Consider the following 20,033-nt stretch of genomic DNA (forward strand, 5'->3'; position numbering starts at 1 on the left):
GGCTCCCCCACGGCCACGCTCCGGGCGCTGCCGGACTACGCTCCGCAGGATGGAACGCACAGAGGTCCTCAAGCGAGTGATCGGCATCCTCACCGAAGCCCAAGACATCCGCCGGGCCGTCGAAACCGAACAGGACGGGCTCGGAGAGGACGGCGGTGGCGGTGACACCGGCGGCGGCGACTCCGAGGCGACGGCCGGAGTGGCCTCGACCCTCCTGAACGAGATGCTGCCGTCGATCAGCGTGCCGGCCGACGCGTCTCCGCAGCAGGTGGCCGCGGCGGTGGCCGAGGCCCTCGGCCCGGCGCTGCACACGATGGTCTCCGGCTTCAGTTTGGCGTTCACCAGCCTCGCGATCGCGCACGACAGCGGGCGCACGGACGTCTCCGCGATCGAAGTCCTCCAAGAACTCGCCCTCGAGGTCGAGGCGGGGACGTACGACGAGGGGTCGTAGGAGCACGTGCCCCAGGGCGCGGGCGGGACGACGGGTACGGCTTCTACAAAATGTTGACGCGCCTCTATCGGAAAGGTGTCGGCCCGATGGACGATTCATGGAGCCTGCCCCCCTCCATCTGACCACTCGTCAGTGCGGGGAAGGCCGATCCCACCCTCGTTCGTTGGGAGGCCACACGCCATGAACCCGCTCAGCGAGTGTCCCGAACCCGCCTCGACCCCCTTACCGGAAGTCCCCACGCCTTCGCCGACGGCGGGGACGCCCAGCCGCAGGCGCGTCCTGGGCGGCCTCGGAATGGCCGCGGCCGCCCCGCTCGTCCTCGGCGCCGGGAGGAACCGGCCGCCGCACGGCGGCACACCCTCGGCCCGGGCCGTCCTGCTCAGGAACGCCGCACTCGTGCTCACCATGGATCCCGCCCTCGGTGACGGCCCGCTGGGTACGGCCGAGCACGCGGACGTCCTCATGCGGGACGGCGTCATCGCGGCCGTGGGGAACCGGTTGCCCACACCGCCCGGCACACAGGTGATCGATGCCGCCGGCCACCTGGTGATGCCGGGATTCGTCGACGTGCACACCCACCTGTGGCAGTCGTCGATGCGGGGCGGTTGCGCGGACCGCGACCTCTTCGGATGGCTGGCCGACTGCAACCGGGCCACGTTCTCCCGGATCGCGCCGGCGGACATGTACCGCTTCGTCCGCCTCGGCGCCCTCGACTCCGTACAGTCCGGCGTGACCACGCTCGTGGACTGGGTGGACGCCCTCCCGTACGACACGACGGTCCAGTACGTGCGGGCCCTGGCCGGCACGGGCGTCCGCTTCACCTACGCGATGTTCCAAGCCGAGCGGGAAGCCTCGCTGATCACCCGGACGAAGAAGGAGCTCATCGACCCGCTCCCCCTCGCCTCGGCACAGGTCGCCACCCACGCGGCACGGGCCATCAAGGGCCTCAACCGGCTGCATTGGGAGATCGCCGGAGACCTCGGAGTCATGCTCAACAGCCATGTCCTCGAACGCGCCGAGCAGCAGGCGGACGATCCGATCGGCACCCTCGCGGACATCGGCGCGCTCGGTCCGCGGCTGCTCATGAACCACGCGATCCACCTCACCGACGACGAGATCGCCGTCGTCGCCGCGCACGACGTACGGGTCGCACACTGTCCGCTCAGCAACATGCGCCTCGCCTCGGGGATCATGCGGCTGCCGGACCTCGGCCGACGCGGCGTCAAGGCCGGGCTCGGCCAGGACGGCGGGACCAACGACACCTCGGACTTCTTCGCCCTCATGAAGGGGGCCATCGGCCTCCAGCGCGCCCGCGCGTTGGAGACCTCGGTGTTCCCCCAGGTGCACGACGTCCTGCGCCTCGCCACGCTCGGCGGCGCCGAGGCGATCGGCATGGGCGACACGGTGGGTTCCCTGACCCCCGGCAAGCGCGCCGACGTCATCGTGATCAACCCCGCCGCTCTCAACTTCGCGCCGCGATTCGACTGGGTCAACCAGATCGTCTTCAACGGCCGCCCGGAGAACGTCCGCGCGGTCTTCGTGGACGGCCGGCCCCTCAAACTCGACGGCCGCCTCGTCGACATCGACACCGAACGCGTCGTACGGGAAGCGGAATCCGCGGCCACCCGATTGCGCGCCGCCTCCTGAACCCGGGCGGGGCTCCGCGGGCGCTCAACGCTCCCACGGGGCCCCGCCCGCTCATGTCCGACTCCCCCCGAGTGACAGCGGGCCGATCAACGGCCTTGGAGGGACTTGACGTTGTCGCCGAAGGTCCAGCCCTTCGAGCCGTCCCAGTTGACCGACCACGTCATGAGCCCCTTCAGCGCACCACCGAAGGCGTTCCACGACTGGCCGACCAGGCTCGGCGTCATGTAGCCGCCGCCCGCGCCGGGCTGGGCCGGCAGGCCGGGCACCTGCTTGTCGTACGGCACCTTGATGGTGACGCCCTGGATGGTCAGGCCGTTGTTCAGACACGTGGTCTGGGCGGTGAAGCCCTGCACGGTGCCTGCCTGGTAGGAGTCACCGGAGCACCCGTACATGCTGCCGTTGTAGTACTGCATGTTCAGCCACCACAGCCGGCCGTTGTCGGCGTACTTCTTGATGATCGGCAGGTAGGAGCCCCAGATCGACCCGTACGTGACGCTTCCGCCGGTCACGTAGGCGGTTTCGGGAGCCATCGTCAGGCCGAAGCCCGCCGGCATCTGGGCCAGCACCCCGTCGATGATGCGCACCAGGTTGGCCTGGGAGGCGGACAGCGTGTTGATGTTGCCGCTTCCGGTCAGGCCGGTCTCGATGTCTATGTCGATTCCGTCGAAGTTGTACTTCTTGAGGATCGGGACGACCGTCGCCACGAACTTGTCGGCGACGGTGCTGGAACTCAGGTCGATGCCGGCGGTGGCACCGCCTATCGACATCAGGATCGTCGCCCCGGCCGCCTTGGCCCGGCACATCTCGGCGGGGGTCGAGACCTTGACGGTGGCGTCCATGCCGTCCTGCCACAGGACGGTGCCGTCCGAGAGGATCACCGGGAAGGCGGCGTTGATGACGTTGTAGCCGTGCGCGGCGATCCGGCTGTCCGTGATGGGCACCCAGCCCATGCCGGGGTGGACGCCGTTCGCGGCGCCGTCCCAGTTCTCCCAGTAGCCCTGCAGGACCTTGCCCGACGGCTTGGGCTTCGTGGGGCAGGTCTCGCCCGGCGGGGCGGTGGTCGGCGGGGCAGTGGTGGGCGGGGCAGTGGTGGGCGGGGCAGTGGTGGGCGGGGCAGTGGTCGGGGGCGCGGTGGTCGGGGGCGCGGTGGTCGGGGGCGCGGTGGTCGGGGGCGGTGTCGTCGGCGGCGTGGTGGTCGTCGGCGTGGGGCTGCTTCCGCCGGGGCCGGTGAGCGATACGTCGTCCGCGTAGTACGTGGGCTGGGCGTACCAGCCGTGCAGGTAGACGGTCACCGAGGTGGTGCTCGGCCCCGTGGTGAAGCCGACGCTGAGCTGGCCGTACGACGGGCTGTTCGGCGTCCAGGTGGAGGGGGCACCGGTGATCCCGGTGCCGGTGGCGCCGAGGTAGACGTAGCTGCCCTGGACGTAAGCACTCAGGGTGTACTGGGAGTTGGGCTGCACGCTGACGGTCTGGGCGCACTGGGCGTTGTCCTGGCCGGTCGGTGTGGCCCGGAGCGCGGAGGAGCCGGAGCGGACCGGACTGCCGACGACGGCGCCGGAGCCCGCGGAGCAGGTCCAGGCGGAGAGCCCGTTCTCGAAACCGGAGTTGACCACCAGGTTGGTGGCGACGGCCCCGGCCGTTGCGGCTCCCGCCATTGCGGCTCCCGCCGTGACGGAGCCGGCCACGGCGATGCCGGTACCGATGACGGCGGCGGCGCTCACCCAGGCGAGGGAGCGGTTCAGGACGGTCGGTGGGCGCTCTGCGCGACTGCTCCGGTTCACCCGGGGGTCGGTGTCGGCCGGCGGGCGCGGGGTGCGTGGTCTCCGACGGAACATGGTGCGCTCCATTCCCGCCGAGCGCCATGGGCATGACAGACGCGTGGGGGCGTGACGCCCGGCTCTGGGTGAGGTGGGGACAGGTGGGGCTGTTCCGGACCGGATCGTAGGAGGAACGACCCGCCTGGTCAATAGGTCTGGACCAATAGCCGGAGCGCGGCCCGTCGAGCGGGTGCGCGGCCCGCGACCTCGGCGGCGCGCCGAACCCGCCTGCCCCTGGCGGGAGTCCGACCGTGCCGCACCGGCGGTCGTGTCGCGCACGTCGCCGCCGGAGCGGTCACCGCAGGGCCCCGCCGCTCACCCGGGGCGCAGGATTCGAACGCGACGAGCGGACAGGCGGGCAGGCGGACTCGCGTCTCCCCGTCCCTGATCAGGACGCCGGCGGACGCCAGTCCGGGCGTCGGCCGCTCAGGCCCACCACGCGGTCGAGCAGGGGCGCGTCGGGCGGCACCGCGACGATCGGGCCGAAGAATCCCTCCTCGGCCGGAGCGTCTTCCTCCGGGGTCAGCAGGCCCGCGGACACCGCCAGTTCCTCCTGGCTCACGTCGTACGGTTGCCCCGTCGCCCGCGCGAGGTCCCAGCCGTGGATCAGCAACTCGTTCAACGCGACCATGCCCATGACGGAGGCCGGCAGCTCGACGCCGCCCGCCTGGGTGTCTCCCTCCCAGGCGCCCGGCTCGCGCCAGGCCGCCGCCAGTGCGTCCAGCGCCTTCGGCAGCCCGGCGCGCCAGTCGTCGGCCAGGACCGGCCGGACCGAGCCGGGCGGTGTGCCGGTCGTCGGCCCGAAGTCCTTGCGGGCCGCGTCGCGAAAGGCCACGCTCAACCCTGCGAGGTGCGCGAGCACCTCCCGTACCCGGTACTCCGTGCAGGGCGTCGGCTTGCCGAGCTGCTCCTCGCCGATGCCCTCGGCGACCCGGGCCACCCGCGCCGCGGCCGCTGCCAGATCGATGTGCTCCGTCTTCTCCATGCAGGGCAGACCGTCGAGGACGCCGGAACTCATCGCTCGTCGCCGAATCCGGCCCGCGCCGCATCGACGGCTCGGGAAGTCCGCCGCGGTCGCCTTCAGGCGGGGCCTTCAGGCGGGGCCTTCACGGGAGCAGGCGGGAGGCGAGGTCGCGTACGGTCGCCATGTCGCTGAACGGGAGCAGGTCCTCGCCCACGATCTGGTGCGGTTCGCTGCCCTTTCCCGCGATCAGGACGATGTCTTCCGGCCGGGCCGCGGACAGTGCGGAGCCGATGGCCCGACGCCGGTCCGCGGAGCGCTCGTACGGTGTGCCCGTGCTCTCGATGCCGGCTGCGATCTGGTCCAGGATCGACTCGGGGTTCTCCGTGCGCGGGTTGTCCGAGGTCAGGACGCACAGGTCGGAGTGGGTGCCGGCGATGCGGCCCATCTCGGCGCGCTTGGTGGTGTCGCGGTCGCCGCCGCAGCCGAAGACCGTGATGACGCGGCCCCGGGCGAAGCCCCGGATGGCGGTGAGGACCTTGTCGAGGGAGTCGGGCGAGTGTGCGTAGTCCACGATCACCGAGGTGCCGGCGGGGGTGACGAAGCGCTCGAACCGGCCCGGCACGGGCGGCATCTGCGCGAGCGCGGCGACCAGTCCGTCCAGGTCGTGCCCCAGGACCCGGCAGGCCGCCACGGCCGCCAGCGCGTTGGACACGGAGAACCGGCCCGGGACCGGGATCGCCGCCGGGTACTCGAGGCCGGCGTGGTGCAGCGTGAACCGTGTGCCCGAGGCGTCCGCGATCAGGTCCGTGGCCCGGAAGTCGGCATTCTCGTCGAGACCGTACGTCGTCACCGCGCCGGGCATCATCGCCCTGATCCCGGCTCCCACGACGTCGTCCATGTTGACCACCGCGTGCCGGCACAGCCCCTGGAACAGCCGCATTTTGGCGTCCGTGTAGTGGGCCATCGTGCCGTGGTCGTCCAGGTGGTCCTGGGTCAGGTTGGTGAAGACGCCGACGTCGACGAACGTGCGGTCCATCCGGTACGTCTGCAAGGCCATCGAGGTGGCCTCCAGCACCACGCTGCCGGTGCCCTGGTCCCGCATGCGGCCCAGGAGGTACTGCAGGTCGGGCGATTCCGGTGTGGTCAGGGCCGAGGGCGGCATCGGGATCACCTCGTCGCCGATCCGGCTGCCCGCCGTCCCGATCACGCCCACCGAGGCGCCCTCGGAGATCTTGAGGAGCGACTCGACCATGTAGGAGATGGAGGTCTTCCCGTTGGTACCGGTGACCGCCACCACGTCCATGTGCCGGCCCGGCTCGCCGAAGTAGCGGGAGGAGACGACGGCGGCCGCCTTGCGGGTGTCGGAGACCCGTACGACGCACACCGCCGGCAGCAGCTCCCGCCCCGGGGGCGCGGCGGCGGCTCCCGCCTCGTCGACGAGCACCGCGACCGCTCCGCGCGCGAGCGCCGCGCCGATGGATGCCGGGCCGCCGCCGCGGTGGCCGGGTACCGCGATGAAGAGCGAGCCCGGCACCACCCGGTCGACGTCGAAGGTGGTGCCCGCCGTGATCCCCGTCGACTCGGTGTCGCCCTGGATGACGTGGTGTTCATGGCCGGTCAGCAACCCGCTCAACTTCACGGTGGTCCCTTCGGAGGCGGCTACGGCCCGGCGCACGGCCCTAGCCTGGCGGCAGTGCCGACGGAGCGTCGGGACTGCGGTGGTGGGGACGGGGAGGGCGATGCGTCGCCCTAGGGCGACGGGGCCGGGCCGGGCGCGGTGATCGGGCCGGGCTGCCGGGGCAGGGCCCGTCGCTTGAGGATGGTGCGGCGGGAGGTACGGGGCCCGGGCGCGGTGGGAGAGCGCTAGCCGTGGCCGTGGAGGACGCCGCGGCCGACCGTGGGGGCCTGGCCGTCGGCGGCGGTCCGGGGGCTGACGCCCGTCCGGCCCGCAGCGGCCGCGCGCACGCCGGGGGCGGCCTGCGGCAGGCACTCCCCCGTGACACGTCGTGTGCGGCTCATAGGCCGAGTGTACGTGCGCTCACCCGGTCCCCACGCCGCGTCGGCTCGCCGGTCGGAGGCATCCGCCCCGGTCGGGGCTCCGCCGCCGTGGAGGGGGAGCATTTTCGCTTGCGCATCGCCGTCACGCGGGTCACCGTCGCCTGACACCGAACGAAGGCAGAGGACATGACCACGCAGAGTCAGCACGTCGACCACGAACTCGTCGAGGCAGCGGCCGAGGTCGCCCGCACGCGCTGCCGGGGCGACAACCACACCGTGGCGGCCGCGGCCCGCGCCCGGGACGGTCTGATCATCACCGCGGTGAACGCCTCCCACTTCACCGGAGGCCCCTGCGCCGAGCTGGTCCTCATCGGTACCGCGGCCGCCCAGGGCGCCTACGAGCTGGACACGATCGTCGCCGTGGGCGACCGTGACCGCGGGGTCGTTCCCCCGTGCGGCCGGTGCCGGCAAGTCCTCCTCGACTACTTCCCCACCCTCAAGGTCATCGTCGGCAACGGCGAACGCGTCCGAGCCGTGCCCATCGCCGGCCTGCTGCCCGAAAGCTACGTCTGGTCCGACCACCGGCTCAACGCCGAGTAGAGCGGTCGTGCGGGCACGATCCGTCACCCTCGGCCGCCAAGAGCCGCCCGCCAATCGGGCGAACCTCGTCTGCCGCGGTACGCGAAGGAGGAGTTGGATGCACAGCCTGCCTTTTGACCGACCGGGCCGCTTCTGGCGGGGGAACCTGCACACGCACTCCGACCGGTCCGACGGCGCCCTGTCCCCGGCGGAGACGGCGCAGTACTACCGGAACGCCGGATATGACTTCCTGGCCGTCACCGACCACTTCCGCCCGGAATACGGCTTCCCGCTGACCGACACCACCCCGCTGCGCACGCAGGGATTCACCACGCTGCTCGGAGCCGAGCTGCACGCTCCGCGCACCGAGGCCGGATCGTCCTGGCACATCGTCGCCGTCGGGCTCCCGCTGGGTTTCGCACCGCCCGAGCCGTACGAGACCGGGCCCCAGCTGGCCCGCAGGGCACGCGCCGCCGGGGCGTTCGTGGGCATGGCCCACCCGGCCGCCTCCCTGCTGAGCATCGCGGACGCCGAGAGCCTGGACGCGGCGCACGCGGTCGAGGTGTACAACGCGCTGGCCGCGCGTGAGGACCGGGGTGACAGCTGGCACCTGACCGACGTCCTCCTCAACCGCGGCCACCGGCTGCTCGCCTACGCGGCCGACGACGCACACCTCCAGCCGCAGGACCCTCCGGGCTGCGCCGCCTGGGTCCAGGTTCGCGCCGAGTCGCTCGAACCGGATCGGCTCCTGGCCGCGCTGAAGGCCGGGCACTACTACTCGTCCACCGGCCCCGAGCTGGTGGACGTCGGCGTGACCGGCGAACACATCACCGTCCGGTGTTCCCCTGTCCGCAAAGTCCTGATCACGGGCGGCGCACCCGGGGCGCAGGTCGTCCGAGGCGAGGATCTGACGGAGTGCACCCTGCCGCTGGCGATGTTCCGGGGCAGATCCTTCCGGGTCACGGTCGAGGACGCGGCCGGCGGCCGAGCATGGAGCAACCCCGTCCACTGGGAGCACGCCGGGGCCGCCGGCCCGCGATGACCCCGGTGGACGCGGCCGCATGCGGGGCGCCGGGCCCTTCGGGCCGTGCGGCGGCGCCGGGGTCTCCCTAGCGCAGCGGTTCGCTCAGCTCGATGGCGCGCAGCGCTGCCGCGAGGGCCGGTGCGTCGCCGATGTCGAGTGCCGTGTCGGTCAGTTTGACGACGTGTTCGTCGCCGTGCGCCCGGGCCCGTTCGAAGACCTCGTCGGGTGTGCAGGTGCCCGGCGGGGTGAAGGCGACCGGGGAGTCGGGTGCGTACATCGCGGTGACTGCTGCGGAGGCCGTCCAGGCGGCGCGCAGGCCGGCCGCCCACAGGGCGGGTGGGAGGGCGGGCAGGGTGCGCAGAACGGCGTTGGGGGCCGTGGCGGCGTGGACCAGCATGGTTTCGTCGCCGTGGCCGTGGGTGGCGTAGCGGTGGGTGGCCGCCCGCACCAGTTCGACGAGGCGCAGGCGTGCCTCTTCGGGGTCCGTGATCGTGGCCGCCCAGACCGGCAGGCCCGTGACGCGGCCGAGGCGGTCGGGGAAGGTGCCCAGCCGTTCGGTGAGGGCTGGTACCGCCTCCAGGGCGGCGGCCGCGCTGTCGGCGCCGGGCAGCGGGGCGAGGTCCGCGACGCGGTGGTGGCGGGCGGCCCAGTAGCCGAGGCCGTGGGCGAGTTCGGCCAGCCGTGGTGCGGTGCTCTCGCCGGCCAGGAGGGTGCGCACGGCGTGGCCCACCCGGATCAGCGGATGCGTCGATCCGCCGTACAGGCCGGGCAGAAGACGCGGCCACCACTGTGCCAGCACGTCGCGCCAGGGGCGGTCGGCGATCTCGCGCTCGAAGTAGCCGATCCAGTCGGCGGCGCGGCGCGGGTCACCCAGCGCGGCAGGCCAGTTGGCGGAGGTGACCGGCTCGACGCGTGACGGGAACTCCTCCAGCTTGCGCGCGTACAGATCGAGCCAGCGGTGCACCGAACCCGCCTGCCCGCGAACGGAGAGGGCTTCGACAGCCATCGGCGCATGGTTGGTCAGTCGCCCGAGCCGCTCGGGGCCGGAGCCGTGCAATCGCTGAAGCGCCTCGTCGAGGATGCCCGTCGTATCCATGAGGACGACCGTAGGCCAGGCACCGCGACCGCGAATCGGGCCGAAGGCCTAAGACCCGGCCTAGGCCGGACGCCGCGCTGCGCGGCTACGAACGGGCCGCCGCCTCCACGCGCGAACCGGGGCGGGCGGTGTCCTTCGGCGTGCTCGTCCGGCCCATGGCGGCCGGGCAGTGTCGCCGCACGACCTCAGGCGGCGGCCGGGCGCTCGCGCGGAACCCCGGCCGCCCGGGGCGACTCGTGGCAGCCCGCACCACACCACACCGACAAGGGCGTGAAGGCGTTCGGTGGGCTCCGGGCCGGTCAGCCCCGGAGGCGGCTCACCACCAGGGCGTCCTTGACCTCGCGCACCACGCGGGCCGCGTCCTCAAGGTTGTTCACCACGTCCGTGTGGTTCATGTCGACGACGAGGACCTCGCTGGCCGAGTAGTGCTTGTGCACCCAGTCGTCATAGCCGGACCAGAGCGTCCGGTAGTACTCGACGAGGCCCTCGTCCTGCTCGAAATCGCGGCCCCGCAGCCCGATGCGATACAGCACCGTCTCGAAGTCGGCCTTGAGGTAGACCATGAGATCGGGCGCCTTGCGGTACGGCAGGCCGTCGGTCTCGCGCATCATCTCGTTGAGCAGCCCCTCGTACACCCGCATCTCGAGGGAGCTGATCCGGCCCAGGTCGTGATTGACCTTGGCGAAGTACCAGTCCTCGTAGATGGACCGGTCGAGGACGTTGTCGCCCTGCTTGTACGCCTCCTTGATCGCGGCGAACCGCGTCTGCAGGAAGTAGAGCTGGAGGAGGAAGGGGTAGCGCTTGGCCTGGATCTCCTCGGGGCTCGACGTGTAGAAGAGCGGCAGGATCGGATTGTCGTCCACGCTCTCGTAGAAGACTTCGCTGCCCAGCTCCTTGGCGAGCAGCTCGGCAACGCTCGTCTTGCCGATTCCGATCATGCCTCCGACGCAGATCACTGGCATACCTCACTTCTCCCTGGGGGTCTTCTGTTCACGGGCGCGTGGGCTGGGCGCCCCACCCCACTGAGACGCGTGTCGGTGGTCGTCCGATTCCCCACGATCTTCATGATCAGCGCCGTGCGGTCCCCGTCCGAGCCGAGGCCCGGACACAGGACGCCTCCTGGACCGGCCGTACCGACACGTTCCGCAGGCGCCGCGCAGGGCGACGAGCCACCACCCCGCGGCCGCCTTGAAGCATAAGTGACGCCCCGCCGCGCGTCGGCCGGGGCGCCGGGAGGCCGAAGCCCTCCCTGCCCGACCGGCGCGCGCCGCGGTGACATCCCCGTCGAAGTCTCCGTCAGCTCGACCCGCCAAAGGCATTGACTGAAATTTCCGTCAGTCCCTACTGTGAGCGCACCCCGATCGGCCCTGGAAGGCCAGGGCCTCTCACGGTCTCATGCAAGCCCCCGCGTACAGGAGCCCACATGGCCCCAGTTGCCTCCCCCACGCACGACTCCGCATCTTCCGCGGGCATCGAACAGCACTCGATCGACTGGGTGCCCCTCTCCGAACGGCACGGCAAGCCCTCGAGCGTCGGGGCCATCTGGTTTGTCGGCAGCCTCAACCTCACCGGCCTGGCGACCGGCGTCGTGACGCTGTCCATGGGGGCTTCGCTCGTCTGGACCGTGGTCGCCACGGTCCTCGGCTCGCTCTTCGGAACGTTCTTCATGGCGTTCCACTCGGCCCAGGGTCCCCAACTGGGATTGCCCCAACTGGTGCAGTCGAGGGCGCAGTTCGGCTACCTGGGCGCCGCGCTCACGGTGTGGGTGTTCGCGCTCGTCAACTACATCGCCTTCAACACCTCCGACGCCCTGCTGTCCGGCCAGGCCATGAACCTGCTCACGGGAGTTCCCAACGGGGTCGGCTATGTGCTGGCCGCCGCGGTGGCGACCGTGATCGCCCTGTTCGGGTACGAATGGATCCACCGCCTGAACAGGTGGCTCACCTGGCCCTTCGTCGTCGTCACGGCAGCCGTCACCGTGTCCGCCCTGTTCGGCGGAGACCTGCCGGACGGCGTCTGGGACGCCGGCCCGCTCGACCTCGCCCCGTTCATGCTCGTCTTCGTCTTCGTCGCCGGCTTCCAGTTGGGCCGGGCGCCGTACGTCTCGGACTACTCGCGCTACCTCAGACCCGACGTACCCGTGCGCAGCACCTTCTGGTGGACCTACCTGCCCAGCGCCGTCTCCGGCATCTGGGTGTTCATACTCGGCGCCGTGGTCTCGGCCGCCGCACCCAAGGGCACGGATCCGGTGACGGCCCTCAAGATGTCGGCTGACCGTTTGTTCAGTGGATTCGGCACGATCGCCGTCGTCGTCCTGCTCGTCGGGCTCCTCTCCATCATGGCGATCAACCAGTACGGCGGCAGCCTGACCATGATCTCGATCTTGGACTCGTTCCGGCCGGTCAAGCCGACGCGGACGCTCCGGGTCGCGACGATCGGGATCATGCTCGCGGCCGTCGGAACGGTGTCCACCCTCGTCGGCATCGACCAGTTCAACTGGTTCTTCGCCAACGTGGTGGTGCTGCTGACCTACCTGTTCATCCCCTGGACGGCCATCAACCTGGTCGACTTCTTCTTCGTCCGGCGCGGCCAGTACGTCGTCAAGGAGATCTTCAACCCGCACGGCATATACGGCCGATGGGGCTGGCGGGGAAATCTCGCCTACGGCATCGGCCTCGCCTGCATGGCGCCGTTCATGGTCATTACCGGCCTCTACGTCGGCCCCGTCGCGGAGCTCCTCGGAGGCGTGGACCTCTCGATCGCCGTCGGCCTGCCGGTGGCCGGCCTCCTCTACTGGGCGTTCGCCCGAAGTCTCGATCTGGCCACCGAGCGCCGGATGGTCAGGGAGGAGGGGCTACTGGCGCCGCCCCACTGAGCACCCCGCACCGCACGGACAGAACGAACCCCGGCGACAAGGAGCACCACGTGAAGACAGAGCACAACGGCGACGCGGCGGGCATCAGCCGCAGAACCCTCCTCGCCCGAACCGGAGCAGTAGCGGCCGGTCTGGCCGTGGGTCCCGTACTCGGCGGCATTTCCCCGGCCCGGGCCGCGGCCTGGCGCGTGCCCGGGGAAGAGACGCCGCACAAGCGGACCTGGACGGCCTGGCCCTCCAGTTACACGATCTGGGGCAGCGCGCTGCCCAGGATCCAGACCGACATCGCCAAGCTCGCCAAGGAGATCGCCAAGTACGAGCCGGTCACGATGTGCGCGGACGGCTCGTCGGCCGCATCGCAGGCCCGGAGCATGTGCGGCTCCACCGTCACGGTGATCGGCTCGGTTCCCGTCTCGGACTGCTGGATGCGGGACACCGGCCCGCTGTTCCGCGTCGACGGCGCCGGCGGCCTGGACGCGATCGGCCTGAACTTCAACGCCTGGGGCGAGAACGCCACGACCTTCTACGGCATCCCCGGCTCCGCCTACAACAAGGACCGCGTCGTCGCGCAGAAGCTCGCCGCCTACTCGGGCGTCGCGTTCACCAAGGCGTCCGTGGTCGGCGAGGGCGGCGGTGTGGAGTACGACGGCGACGGCACGCTCATGGCGACCGAGAGCTGCTGGGTGAACGGCAACCGCAATCCCGGCAAGACGCGCAGCCAGATCGAGGCGGAGCTGCTGACGCGGTTCGGCGCCACGAAGATGATCTGGCTCCCGGGCGTCACCGGGGAGGACGTCACCGACGGCCACATCGACGGCACCGCCCGCTACATCAAGCCCGGCGTGGTGATGGTGCAGCTGAACGGCGCCGTACGGCCGGCCGTCTGGACCCGGAACGCCCAGGCCATCCACGACGTCCTGGTGAACGCGACCGACGCGAGAGGACGCCGGCTGCAGGTCCTCACCATCCAGGGCCCCGACATCCTGCCCCGCATATCGGCCGGCAAGCGGAGCGAGTTCCTGAGCTCCTACATGAACTGGACGGTGACCAACCAGGCGGTGATCACGACCCAGTTCGGCGACACCGCCAGGGACGCGGCGGCCAAGACGTCCATCGCGGCGGCGTACGGCAGGCCCGTCGTACAGCTCAACCTCGACCACCTCTACGGCAACGGCGGCGGTGGCGCCCACTGCGTCACGATGCAGGAGCCCAACCGCTGAGCAACCGGCCCGGGTCTCCCTTCGAGGCCCGGGCCGGCCCCGGCGCGGCGGGGTGCGACGGAAGCCCTGCGAAATCCTCGCGTGTTACTTGACGGTAGGGAATGATGGCGGGCGACCATCCACACGGCGGAGGCTGAGGCATCGGTGACGATTTTCGACGAACGGACCATCGTGCACGCGTTCCGGGACGACGCCCTGGGAGAGCACGACGCCGTCGGTCTCGCCGCGGCCATCCGGCGGGGCGAGGTCTCCCCCGCCGAGGCCGCCCGGGACGCCGGGGAGCGGGTGCGGGTGGTCGACGGGCGGCTGGGCGCGGTCCAGGCGCACGTCGACGGCCCGGCGCACACCGCGGGAACGGACGGTGCCTTCGCCGGGGTGCCGACCTTCGTCAAGGACAACACCGACTACCAGGGGCTGCCCACGGGCCACGGCAGCACGGCCTTCCGGCCGAGGGCCGCCCGGCGGCACGCGCCGTTCACCCGGCAGCTCCTGAGCAGCGGCGTCACGGTCCTGGGCAAGACCCGGCTGCCCGAGTTCGGGTTCAGTCCGACCACCGAGTACGACGGTGCGGAGCCCGTCCGCAACCCGTGGCACACGGACTACTCGGCGGGCGGTTCGTCGGGCGGCAGCGCGGCGCTGGTCGCCGCCGGTGCCGTGCCGATCGCGCACGCCAACGACGGCGGTGGCTCGATCCGCATACCCGCGGCATGCTGTGGACTCGTCGGCCTCAAGCCGTCCCGTGGACGCGTCGTACCGAGCGCCCTGGGCCGCCAGCTGCCGCTCGACATCATCTCCGACGGAGTCGTGAGCCGTTCCGTGCGGGACGCCGCCGCGTTCCTCGCCGCTGCGGAGAAGTACCGGCCGAGCCCCGGGCTGCCGCCCGTCGGCCTGGTCGAGGGCCCCTCGGCGCGACGTTTGCGCATCGGGTTCGTGCTGGACTCGCCGAACGGCGTCCACTCCGACGCCTCCACCCGGGCGGCGGTCGCGGAGACCGTGGCGACGCTCGGACGGCTCGGACACACCGTGGAGCCGGTGGAGCTGGGCATGGATCCGAGCTTCACCGACGACTTCCTCACGTACTGGGGGATGCTGTCCTTCCTCCTCGGCGTCACCGGCCGCACTCTCGGCGCGGACTTCGACCGGCACCGCATGGACGGCCTCAGCCAGGGGCTGCGCGAGGAGTACCTGCGCAACTGGCGGCGGACCCCCGGCGTGCTGCGGCGGTTGAAGCGCACGAAGGAGGCGTACGCGGCCTCCTTCCGCGGGCTCGACCTCGTGATGTCGCCGGTGCTCGCCCACACCACGCCGCCGATCGGCCACCTCAGCCCGACCGTCCCCTACGCGAAGCTGATCGAGCGGATCCTCGCGTACGTGGCGTTCACGCCGGTCGACAACGTCGTCGGCACTCCGTCGATCTCGCTGCCCGCCGCGAGCCCGACGCCGGACGGGCTACCCGTCGGCGTCATGTTCGCCGCCCGCCCGGGCGGTGAACGCAAGCTGCTGGAGATCGCGTTCGAGCTGGAGGCGGACCGGCCCTTCCGGCGCATCCAGGACCAGTGACTTCGGCACGAGGAGGTCCGTGGAGCGTGCGGGCCGCTAACCGGCGGCAGCCGGCAGGTGTTCCACCCGCAGCGGCTCGAAGGCGATGCGCGTCCGCGATCCGTCCTCGGCCCAGCGCACCTCTACGGATCCTTGGTCCGCCGCCACGGAGGTGACCGCCTCGGCCGCCGCCACCGAGGTGACCGCCTCGGCCGCCGCCGGATCCGGCTCGCCGGTGAGCGCGACGAGCGCCGCGTACAAGCGGGTTCCCCCGGCCTCGGCCGTCAGCCGGGGGACGCTCGCCCACCGCGTGAAGGCGGTCCCGGCCGGCGCCCTCGCCTCGTCTCCCGCCTCCCAGCCGTGCACCGGATGGAGCTCCGAGCGCAGCGGCTCCTCGGGCCCCGTGGCCCAGCCCGTCTGTTCCACCCGGGCGCCGTACGGGGCTCCGTACACCCGGTGCACGCGCAGTTCGTGCCGGCCGCGGACGAAGGTGACGCTCTCCACGCGCAGTCCGGGGACCATGGGTGCGCCGCCCGGGAAGACCGGCCGGTGCCAGGACGCCGCCCAGCCCCAGCCGTTCCCCTGGCCGGTGCCCAGCGGGTGGATGCGCCGCCGGGCACTGCGGGCGCCCGCCACGACCACGGCGAGGTGGTTGTCCGGGATGTTGGCGCCCGCGGTGGGGCCGCTGCGGGTGGAGTAGGCCTGGCGGGAGTAGAGCGGGTCCTCGTCACGGGCCGCTTCCGGCTGGTGCGGCCCGACGGTGTCGCTCCCGTGGTTGTGCAGTCGTACGATCCCGTCCGCGCGGGTGGTCTGGATCAGCAGCCCCGGCGCGGACAGGGCGAGCACCCGGTCGGGTCCCTCGCTGGGGGTGGGTTCCTCCTTCGCGGTCCACAGGGGGTGCGTCTCCGGGGCGAGCAGGCAGACGAAGGCCTTGGAGGCCCAGTACGGCGAGGCGGGCCCGGAATAGGGCTGCAGGGTCGCCTCGTGCGGGCCGTGCCAGCCCAGGTTGAGCAGGCCGTCGGCGCCGACGGCCCCCCGGTCGAGGAAGTAGCGAAGCGATCCGCTGATCAGTCGGCGCGAGGCGCCGGGGGCGAGCGGGGTACGGCCGGTGACGGCTCCGAGGCCGACGGCCGACGCGGCGGCGAAGCGGTAGGTGAGGGAGCGCCCGAAGTGGATCGGCGCCCCGTCGGCTCCGAAGAGGAGGGAGAAGCCGTCGAGGTGGGCCCGCAGGCGGTCACCGTGCGGGGCAGCCGGGTCCGGCGCGGCGTCGAGATGGGCGTCGAGCACCGGATACAGGTGCAGCGCCCAGCCGTTGTAGTGGTCGAAGGCGCGGCTCTCGCCGTCGGCGTACCAGCCCTGGCCTCCGTACCAGCCCTCCAGGAGGTCGAGGGCCCGGCTGCGTGCCCTGGCCGTCTCGGCGTCGCCGCGGCCCACGGATTCCAGGAATCCGGCCACGGTGTACGGGAAGAGGTACCAGTTGTTGGGGGCGGGCAGATGGCGCAGGGCACCGCGCAGCCACTCTGCGGTCCGGTCCTGCACCGCGCTGTCGAGGCGGTCCCACAGCCACGGCCGGGTCAGCCGGAGCCCGAGGGCCACCGAGGCGGATTCGACCATAGGCTGGCCGCCCGTGTGGATGTCGCGGATGACCGGCCAGGACTCCGCGTCGTCGCGGCCCGGCGTCCGGGTTCCCGCCGCCAGGCCGTCCGCGTACCGTTCCAGCCAGCCGTACGGGTCGGCTCCCCCTGCGCCGGCCACCCGGAACGCCGCGGCGAGGAAGGTCCGTGCGTAGCCTTCGAGCCCGTCGGAGCGCACCCCGGACGCGGACGGCCGTCCCGGCAGGTCGAGCAGGGCCCCGCGCGGTGTGGCCCACCGCCAGGCCGCGCGCAACAGCCCGTCGGCCACCGCTTCCCAATGCGCGCGGGCGTAGCCGGTGTACGGGCTCAACGCGCGGTCCTCGCAGGGCAGTCCGGGAAGGGTCATGCGGGGAGCTTGATCGCACGGCCGCGTCGGGTCAAGAGAGCGGATCACGGCGGGTCGAAACGATCGGACGGAGGTCAGGCGGCCGGGCAGTCGGACAGTCAGGCGGTCAGGCGGTCAGGCGGTCAGGCCGACGCGTCCCAGGCCGTCGTCAGACCGTCCAGCCACGCCGGCGGCAGCTCCGCCGCGTCCCACTCGTCCCGCAGCGCCCCGGGCTCGGCGACGAGCCGCTCCAATACGGCGATGCTCGTAGCGGAGTGGACGAGCGAGAAGCGGCCGTGCACCGTGATGGCGCTGCCCGCTCCGAACCGCGCGAACAGCCGCCCCAGCCGGGCCCGGTGGGCTTCGGTGAACTCCGTCAGCCGCCCGGCGTAGCGGGCCCGCTGCCTCGGGCTCATCGTGGCGAGGACCGCGGTGAGCACCTCTTCGGTCGCCTCCGGATCCAGTTCCGAGACCTCGGCGAACGACAGGTACAGGGGCGTGAGCGCCACCTGCGCCCGCTCCACCTCCATGCGCCTGGCCCGCGGGCGCTGTCCGGCCTCGTCCTGTTCCCCCTCCGGGCTCACCACGCGGAGCAGGGTCCGCTCGGTGACGGCGCCCAGCTCCGCCAGGAGGTCTCCGGCACCGTCGAGCCATCCCGACTCGTACGGCTCGCCCTTGTCCGGGGGCGCGCCGCGGCGCCCGGCGCTGAGTTCCCCGTGCGCGAGCGCCAGCGTGCCCGCCTCCAGCAGGCCGATCAGTTCGCGCGCGTCATCGGAAGGGACCCCGGCTCGCGCGAGGAGCTGGAGGAGCGTCGTCCTCGCGTTGTCGACACTGACCTCGTCCGGCCACTGCCGTCCCTCGTCGGCCCCGCTCATCAGATCCTCTCCGTTCTCGGCCACCGCACCGCCCAGCGCTCCATTGTGACCGAGCGCCGTCGAGGAGGCCGGACCGGTGCTCCCCGGTTCATGCCCGGCGTTGCGCGGAACAGCCTTCCTGAGCTGGGACTCTATGCGGCCGTGCGCCGATGTCGAGCACTTTCGCCCCCATCCGGCAATCTACCCGTGGCCGGCCTCCGGGGAGCCGCTACGCCTCCCGGACGTACGCCCCCGCGCGCGCGGCCGCCGCAGCCGCGGCCGCGGAGCGGTCGGCCGCGGCGTCGTCGAGGGGGAGGGCGGTGGTCAGGAGGCGGTAGTAGAGGGGGGCGGACACCGCGCGGATCACCTCGTGCGGGTCGGTGCCCTCCGGCACCTCGCCGCGCGTGACGGCCTGCCGGACGCACGGCGTCCACTCCTCGACGCGCACGGCGTAGAAGCCGTGCAGCGATTCCGCCGCCTTCGGATCGCTGGTGGCGGCCGCGATCACCGCCTTGAACAGGGCTCCTTGGCGGGGGTCGGCCAGCGTGCGGCACACCAGTCGGGCGTTGGCCGTCAGGTCGCCGAGGAGCGAGCCCGTCTCCGCCCGCGGAACGGACTGCTGGGCCATGTCCAGCAACACGTCGGCCGTGAGCCCGGCGACGGTGCCCCACCGGCGGTAGACGGTCGTCTTGCCGACGTCCGCGCGCCGCGCGACGTCGGCGAGGTCCAGATGCGCGAAACCGCGCTCGGCCAGGACGTCCTCGGCGGCCCGGAGTACCGCCTCCCGCACCCGCGCCGTACGCCCGCCGGGCCGGGCACTGCCGGGTCCCGTGGCCGGCTCGGCCCCAGTGAACTCCATAACGGGACTCCAGTTCCTTTAACCGTCGGATCTTGGTACGCTCGGGCCATCTTAACGGAACCATGGACCCATTAGATGGATCCGCGGGTAATGAGAGGATGCGTCATGGAGTACAGGCGGCTGGGTGCGTCCGGGCTTCTGGTCCCGGAACTGAGCTTCGGAGCGGGCACCTTCGGCGGGCGGGGGCCCGTCTTCGGCGCCTGGGGCGACACGGGCGTGCAGCAGGCACGCCGCCTCGTGGACATCTGCATCGACGCCGGCGTCACCCTGTTCGACACCGCCGACGTCTACTCCGACGGCGCCTCGGAAGAAGTGCTGGGCGCCGCCCTCAAGGGGCGCCGGGACCAGGTGCTCGTCTCCACCAAGGCGGGCCTGCCCATGGGCTCCGGCCCGGGCGAGGCCGGGACCTCCCGGTCCCGCCTGATCAGGTCCGTGGACGACGCGCTGCGCCGGCTGGACACCGACCACATCGACCTCTTCCAGCTGCACGCCTTCGACGCGGGCACCCCCGTCGAGGAGGTGCTGTCCGCCCTGGACGACCTGGTCCGGGCGGGGAAGGTCCGGTACACCGGCATCTCCAACTTCTCCGGCTGGCAGGCGATGAAGTCCCTCGCCGCCGCCGAACGGCACGGCCGCCCGCGCTACGTCGCCCACCAGGTCCACTACTCCCTCGTCGGCCGCGACTACGAATGGGAGCTCCTGCCGTTCGGGCTCGACCAGGGGCTGGGCGCGATCGTCTGGAGCCCGCTCGGCTGGGGCCGGCTGACGGGCAGGATCCGCCGCGGTGAGCCGCTGCCGGCCGGCAGCAGGCTGCACGACACCGCCGACTACGGCCCGCCGGTCGAGGACGAGTACCTCTACCGCGTGATCGACGCCCTGGACGAGGTCGCAGGGGAGACCGGCAGGGCCGTCCCCCAGATCGCCCTGCGGTGGCTGCTCCAGCGGCCGACCGTGTCCTCCGTCATCATCGGCGCCCGCAACGAGGAACAACTGCGGCAGAACCTCGGCGCCGTGGGCTGGACGCTCACCCCGGAGCAGATGGCGAAGCTCGACGCGGCGAGCAGCCGGACGGCCCCCTACCCGTACTTCCCGTACCACCGGCAGGAGGGCTTCGCCCGGCTCAACCCTCCGGTCGTCTAGGAGAAGGAGGC

At 72.0% G+C, this 20,033-nt stretch carries 17 protein-coding genes; 8 read left to right on the forward strand and 9 right to left on the reverse strand.

Annotated elements, in window-relative coordinates; translation table 11 throughout:
* Positions 1 to 49: 49 nt before the first annotated feature.
* Together AC6CKD_RS05420 and AC6CKD_RS05425 are read left to right on the forward strand one after the other, a co-directional pair.
* Positions 50 to 451: a hypothetical protein gene (locus tag AC6CKD_RS05420; RefSeq protein ID WP_498325527.1), complete on the forward strand. Its 402-nt coding sequence runs from the start codon at positions 50 to 52 to the stop codon at positions 449 to 451.
* Between the two features lie 180 nt (positions 452 to 631).
* Entirely contained in the window at positions 632 to 2,098 is a 1,467-nt protein-coding gene (locus tag AC6CKD_RS05425; RefSeq protein WP_498325528.1) for an amidohydrolase family protein, read from the forward strand.
* A gap of 86 nt (positions 2,099 to 2,184) precedes the next feature.
* On the opposite strand, the gene AC6CKD_RS05430 is transcribed toward AC6CKD_RS05425, so the two are convergent.
* From AC6CKD_RS05430 to AC6CKD_RS05445, 4 genes are all read right to left on the reverse strand, one after another.
* Entirely contained in the window at positions 2,185 to 3,933 is a 1,749-nt protein-coding gene (locus AC6CKD_RS05430) for a carbohydrate binding domain-containing protein (protein WP_498325530.1), read from the reverse strand.
* A gap of 370 nt (positions 3,934 to 4,303) precedes the next feature.
* Positions 4,304 to 4,933, reverse strand: coding sequence for a TIGR03086 family metal-binding protein (locus AC6CKD_RS05435; protein WP_498325531.1), 630 nt, complete (start codon positions 4,931 to 4,933; stop codon positions 4,304 to 4,306).
* A gap of 88 nt (positions 4,934 to 5,021) precedes the next feature.
* The gene (locus tag AC6CKD_RS05440) at positions 5,022 to 6,518 is read right to left on the reverse strand and encodes a UDP-N-acetylmuramoyl-L-alanyl-D-glutamate--2,6-diaminopimelate ligase (RefSeq protein WP_498326260.1); all 1,497 of its coding nucleotides are present in this window, start codon (positions 6,516 to 6,518) and stop codon (positions 5,022 to 5,024) included.
* Positions 6,519 to 6,742: 224 nt separating this feature from the next.
* The gene (locus AC6CKD_RS05445) at positions 6,743 to 6,898 is read right to left on the reverse strand and encodes a hypothetical protein (protein WP_478686321.1); all 156 of its coding nucleotides are present in this window, start codon (positions 6,896 to 6,898) and stop codon (positions 6,743 to 6,745) included.
* Positions 6,899 to 7,063: 165 nt separating this feature from the next.
* On the opposite strand from AC6CKD_RS05445, the gene AC6CKD_RS05450 reads away from it, so the two are divergent.
* Together AC6CKD_RS05450 and AC6CKD_RS05455 are read left to right on the forward strand one after the other, a co-directional pair.
* Entirely contained in the window at positions 7,064 to 7,477 is a 414-nt protein-coding gene (locus AC6CKD_RS05450) for a cytidine deaminase family protein (protein WP_498325532.1), read from the forward strand.
* Between the two features lie 97 nt (positions 7,478 to 7,574).
* Entirely contained in the window at positions 7,575 to 8,498 is a 924-nt protein-coding gene (locus AC6CKD_RS05455) for a CehA/McbA family metallohydrolase (RefSeq protein WP_498325533.1), read from the forward strand.
* Between the two features lie 67 nt (positions 8,499 to 8,565).
* Here AC6CKD_RS05455 and AC6CKD_RS05460 read toward each other — a convergent pair whose 3' ends face one another.
* Together AC6CKD_RS05460 and AC6CKD_RS05465 are read right to left on the reverse strand one after the other, a co-directional pair.
* On the reverse strand, positions 8,566 to 9,576 hold the full coding sequence (locus tag AC6CKD_RS05460; RefSeq protein WP_498325534.1) for a questin oxidase family protein: 1,011 nt from the start codon (positions 9,574 to 9,576) through the stop codon (positions 8,566 to 8,568).
* Positions 9,577 to 9,875: 299 nt separating this feature from the next.
* The gene (locus AC6CKD_RS05465) at positions 9,876 to 10,538 is read right to left on the reverse strand and encodes a deoxynucleoside kinase (RefSeq protein ID WP_498325535.1); all 663 of its coding nucleotides are present in this window, start codon (positions 10,536 to 10,538) and stop codon (positions 9,876 to 9,878) included.
* Between the two features lie 461 nt (positions 10,539 to 10,999).
* Between AC6CKD_RS05465 and AC6CKD_RS05470 the strand changes: the two genes are divergently transcribed.
* From AC6CKD_RS05470 to AC6CKD_RS05480, 3 genes are all read left to right on the forward strand, one after another.
* A complete protein-coding gene (locus tag AC6CKD_RS05470) occupies positions 11,000 to 12,451 on the forward strand; it encodes a purine-cytosine permease family protein (RefSeq protein ID WP_498325536.1) in 1,452 nt (483 codons plus the stop codon).
* Between the two features lie 50 nt (positions 12,452 to 12,501).
* A complete protein-coding gene (locus AC6CKD_RS05475; RefSeq protein WP_498325538.1) occupies positions 12,502 to 13,671 on the forward strand; it encodes an agmatine deiminase family protein in 1,170 nt (389 codons plus the stop codon).
* Positions 13,672 to 13,815: 144 nt separating this feature from the next.
* On the forward strand, positions 13,816 to 15,231 hold the full coding sequence (locus AC6CKD_RS05480) for an amidase (RefSeq protein ID WP_498325540.1): 1,416 nt from the start codon (positions 13,816 to 13,818) through the stop codon (positions 15,229 to 15,231).
* Positions 15,232 to 15,267: 36 nt separating this feature from the next.
* On the opposite strand, the gene AC6CKD_RS05485 is transcribed toward AC6CKD_RS05480, so the two are convergent.
* From AC6CKD_RS05485 to AC6CKD_RS05495, 3 genes are all read right to left on the reverse strand, one after another.
* Entirely contained in the window at positions 15,268 to 17,190 is a 1,923-nt protein-coding gene (locus AC6CKD_RS05485) for a DUF2264 domain-containing protein (RefSeq protein WP_498325542.1), read from the reverse strand.
* Positions 17,191 to 17,312: 122 nt separating this feature from the next.
* Positions 17,313 to 18,068: a hypothetical protein gene (locus AC6CKD_RS05490; protein ID WP_498325543.1), complete on the reverse strand. Its 756-nt coding sequence runs from the start codon at positions 18,066 to 18,068 to the stop codon at positions 17,313 to 17,315.
* A gap of 184 nt (positions 18,069 to 18,252) precedes the next feature.
* Positions 18,253 to 18,882 (reverse strand): TetR/AcrR family transcriptional regulator, encoded by a 630-nt coding sequence (locus AC6CKD_RS05495; RefSeq protein ID WP_498325544.1) that lies wholly within the window; start codon positions 18,880 to 18,882, stop codon positions 18,253 to 18,255.
* A 105-nt stretch (positions 18,883 to 18,987) separates the two neighbouring features.
* Here AC6CKD_RS05495 and AC6CKD_RS05500 point away from each other — a divergent pair, with 105 nt between their 5' ends.
* Positions 18,988 to 20,022, forward strand: coding sequence for an aldo/keto reductase (locus AC6CKD_RS05500; protein ID WP_498325545.1), 1,035 nt, complete (start codon positions 18,988 to 18,990; stop codon positions 20,020 to 20,022).
* The last annotated feature ends 11 nt before the right edge of the window (positions 20,023 to 20,033 follow it).

This window comes from Streptomyces sp. GQ60 (assembly GCF_059758875.1).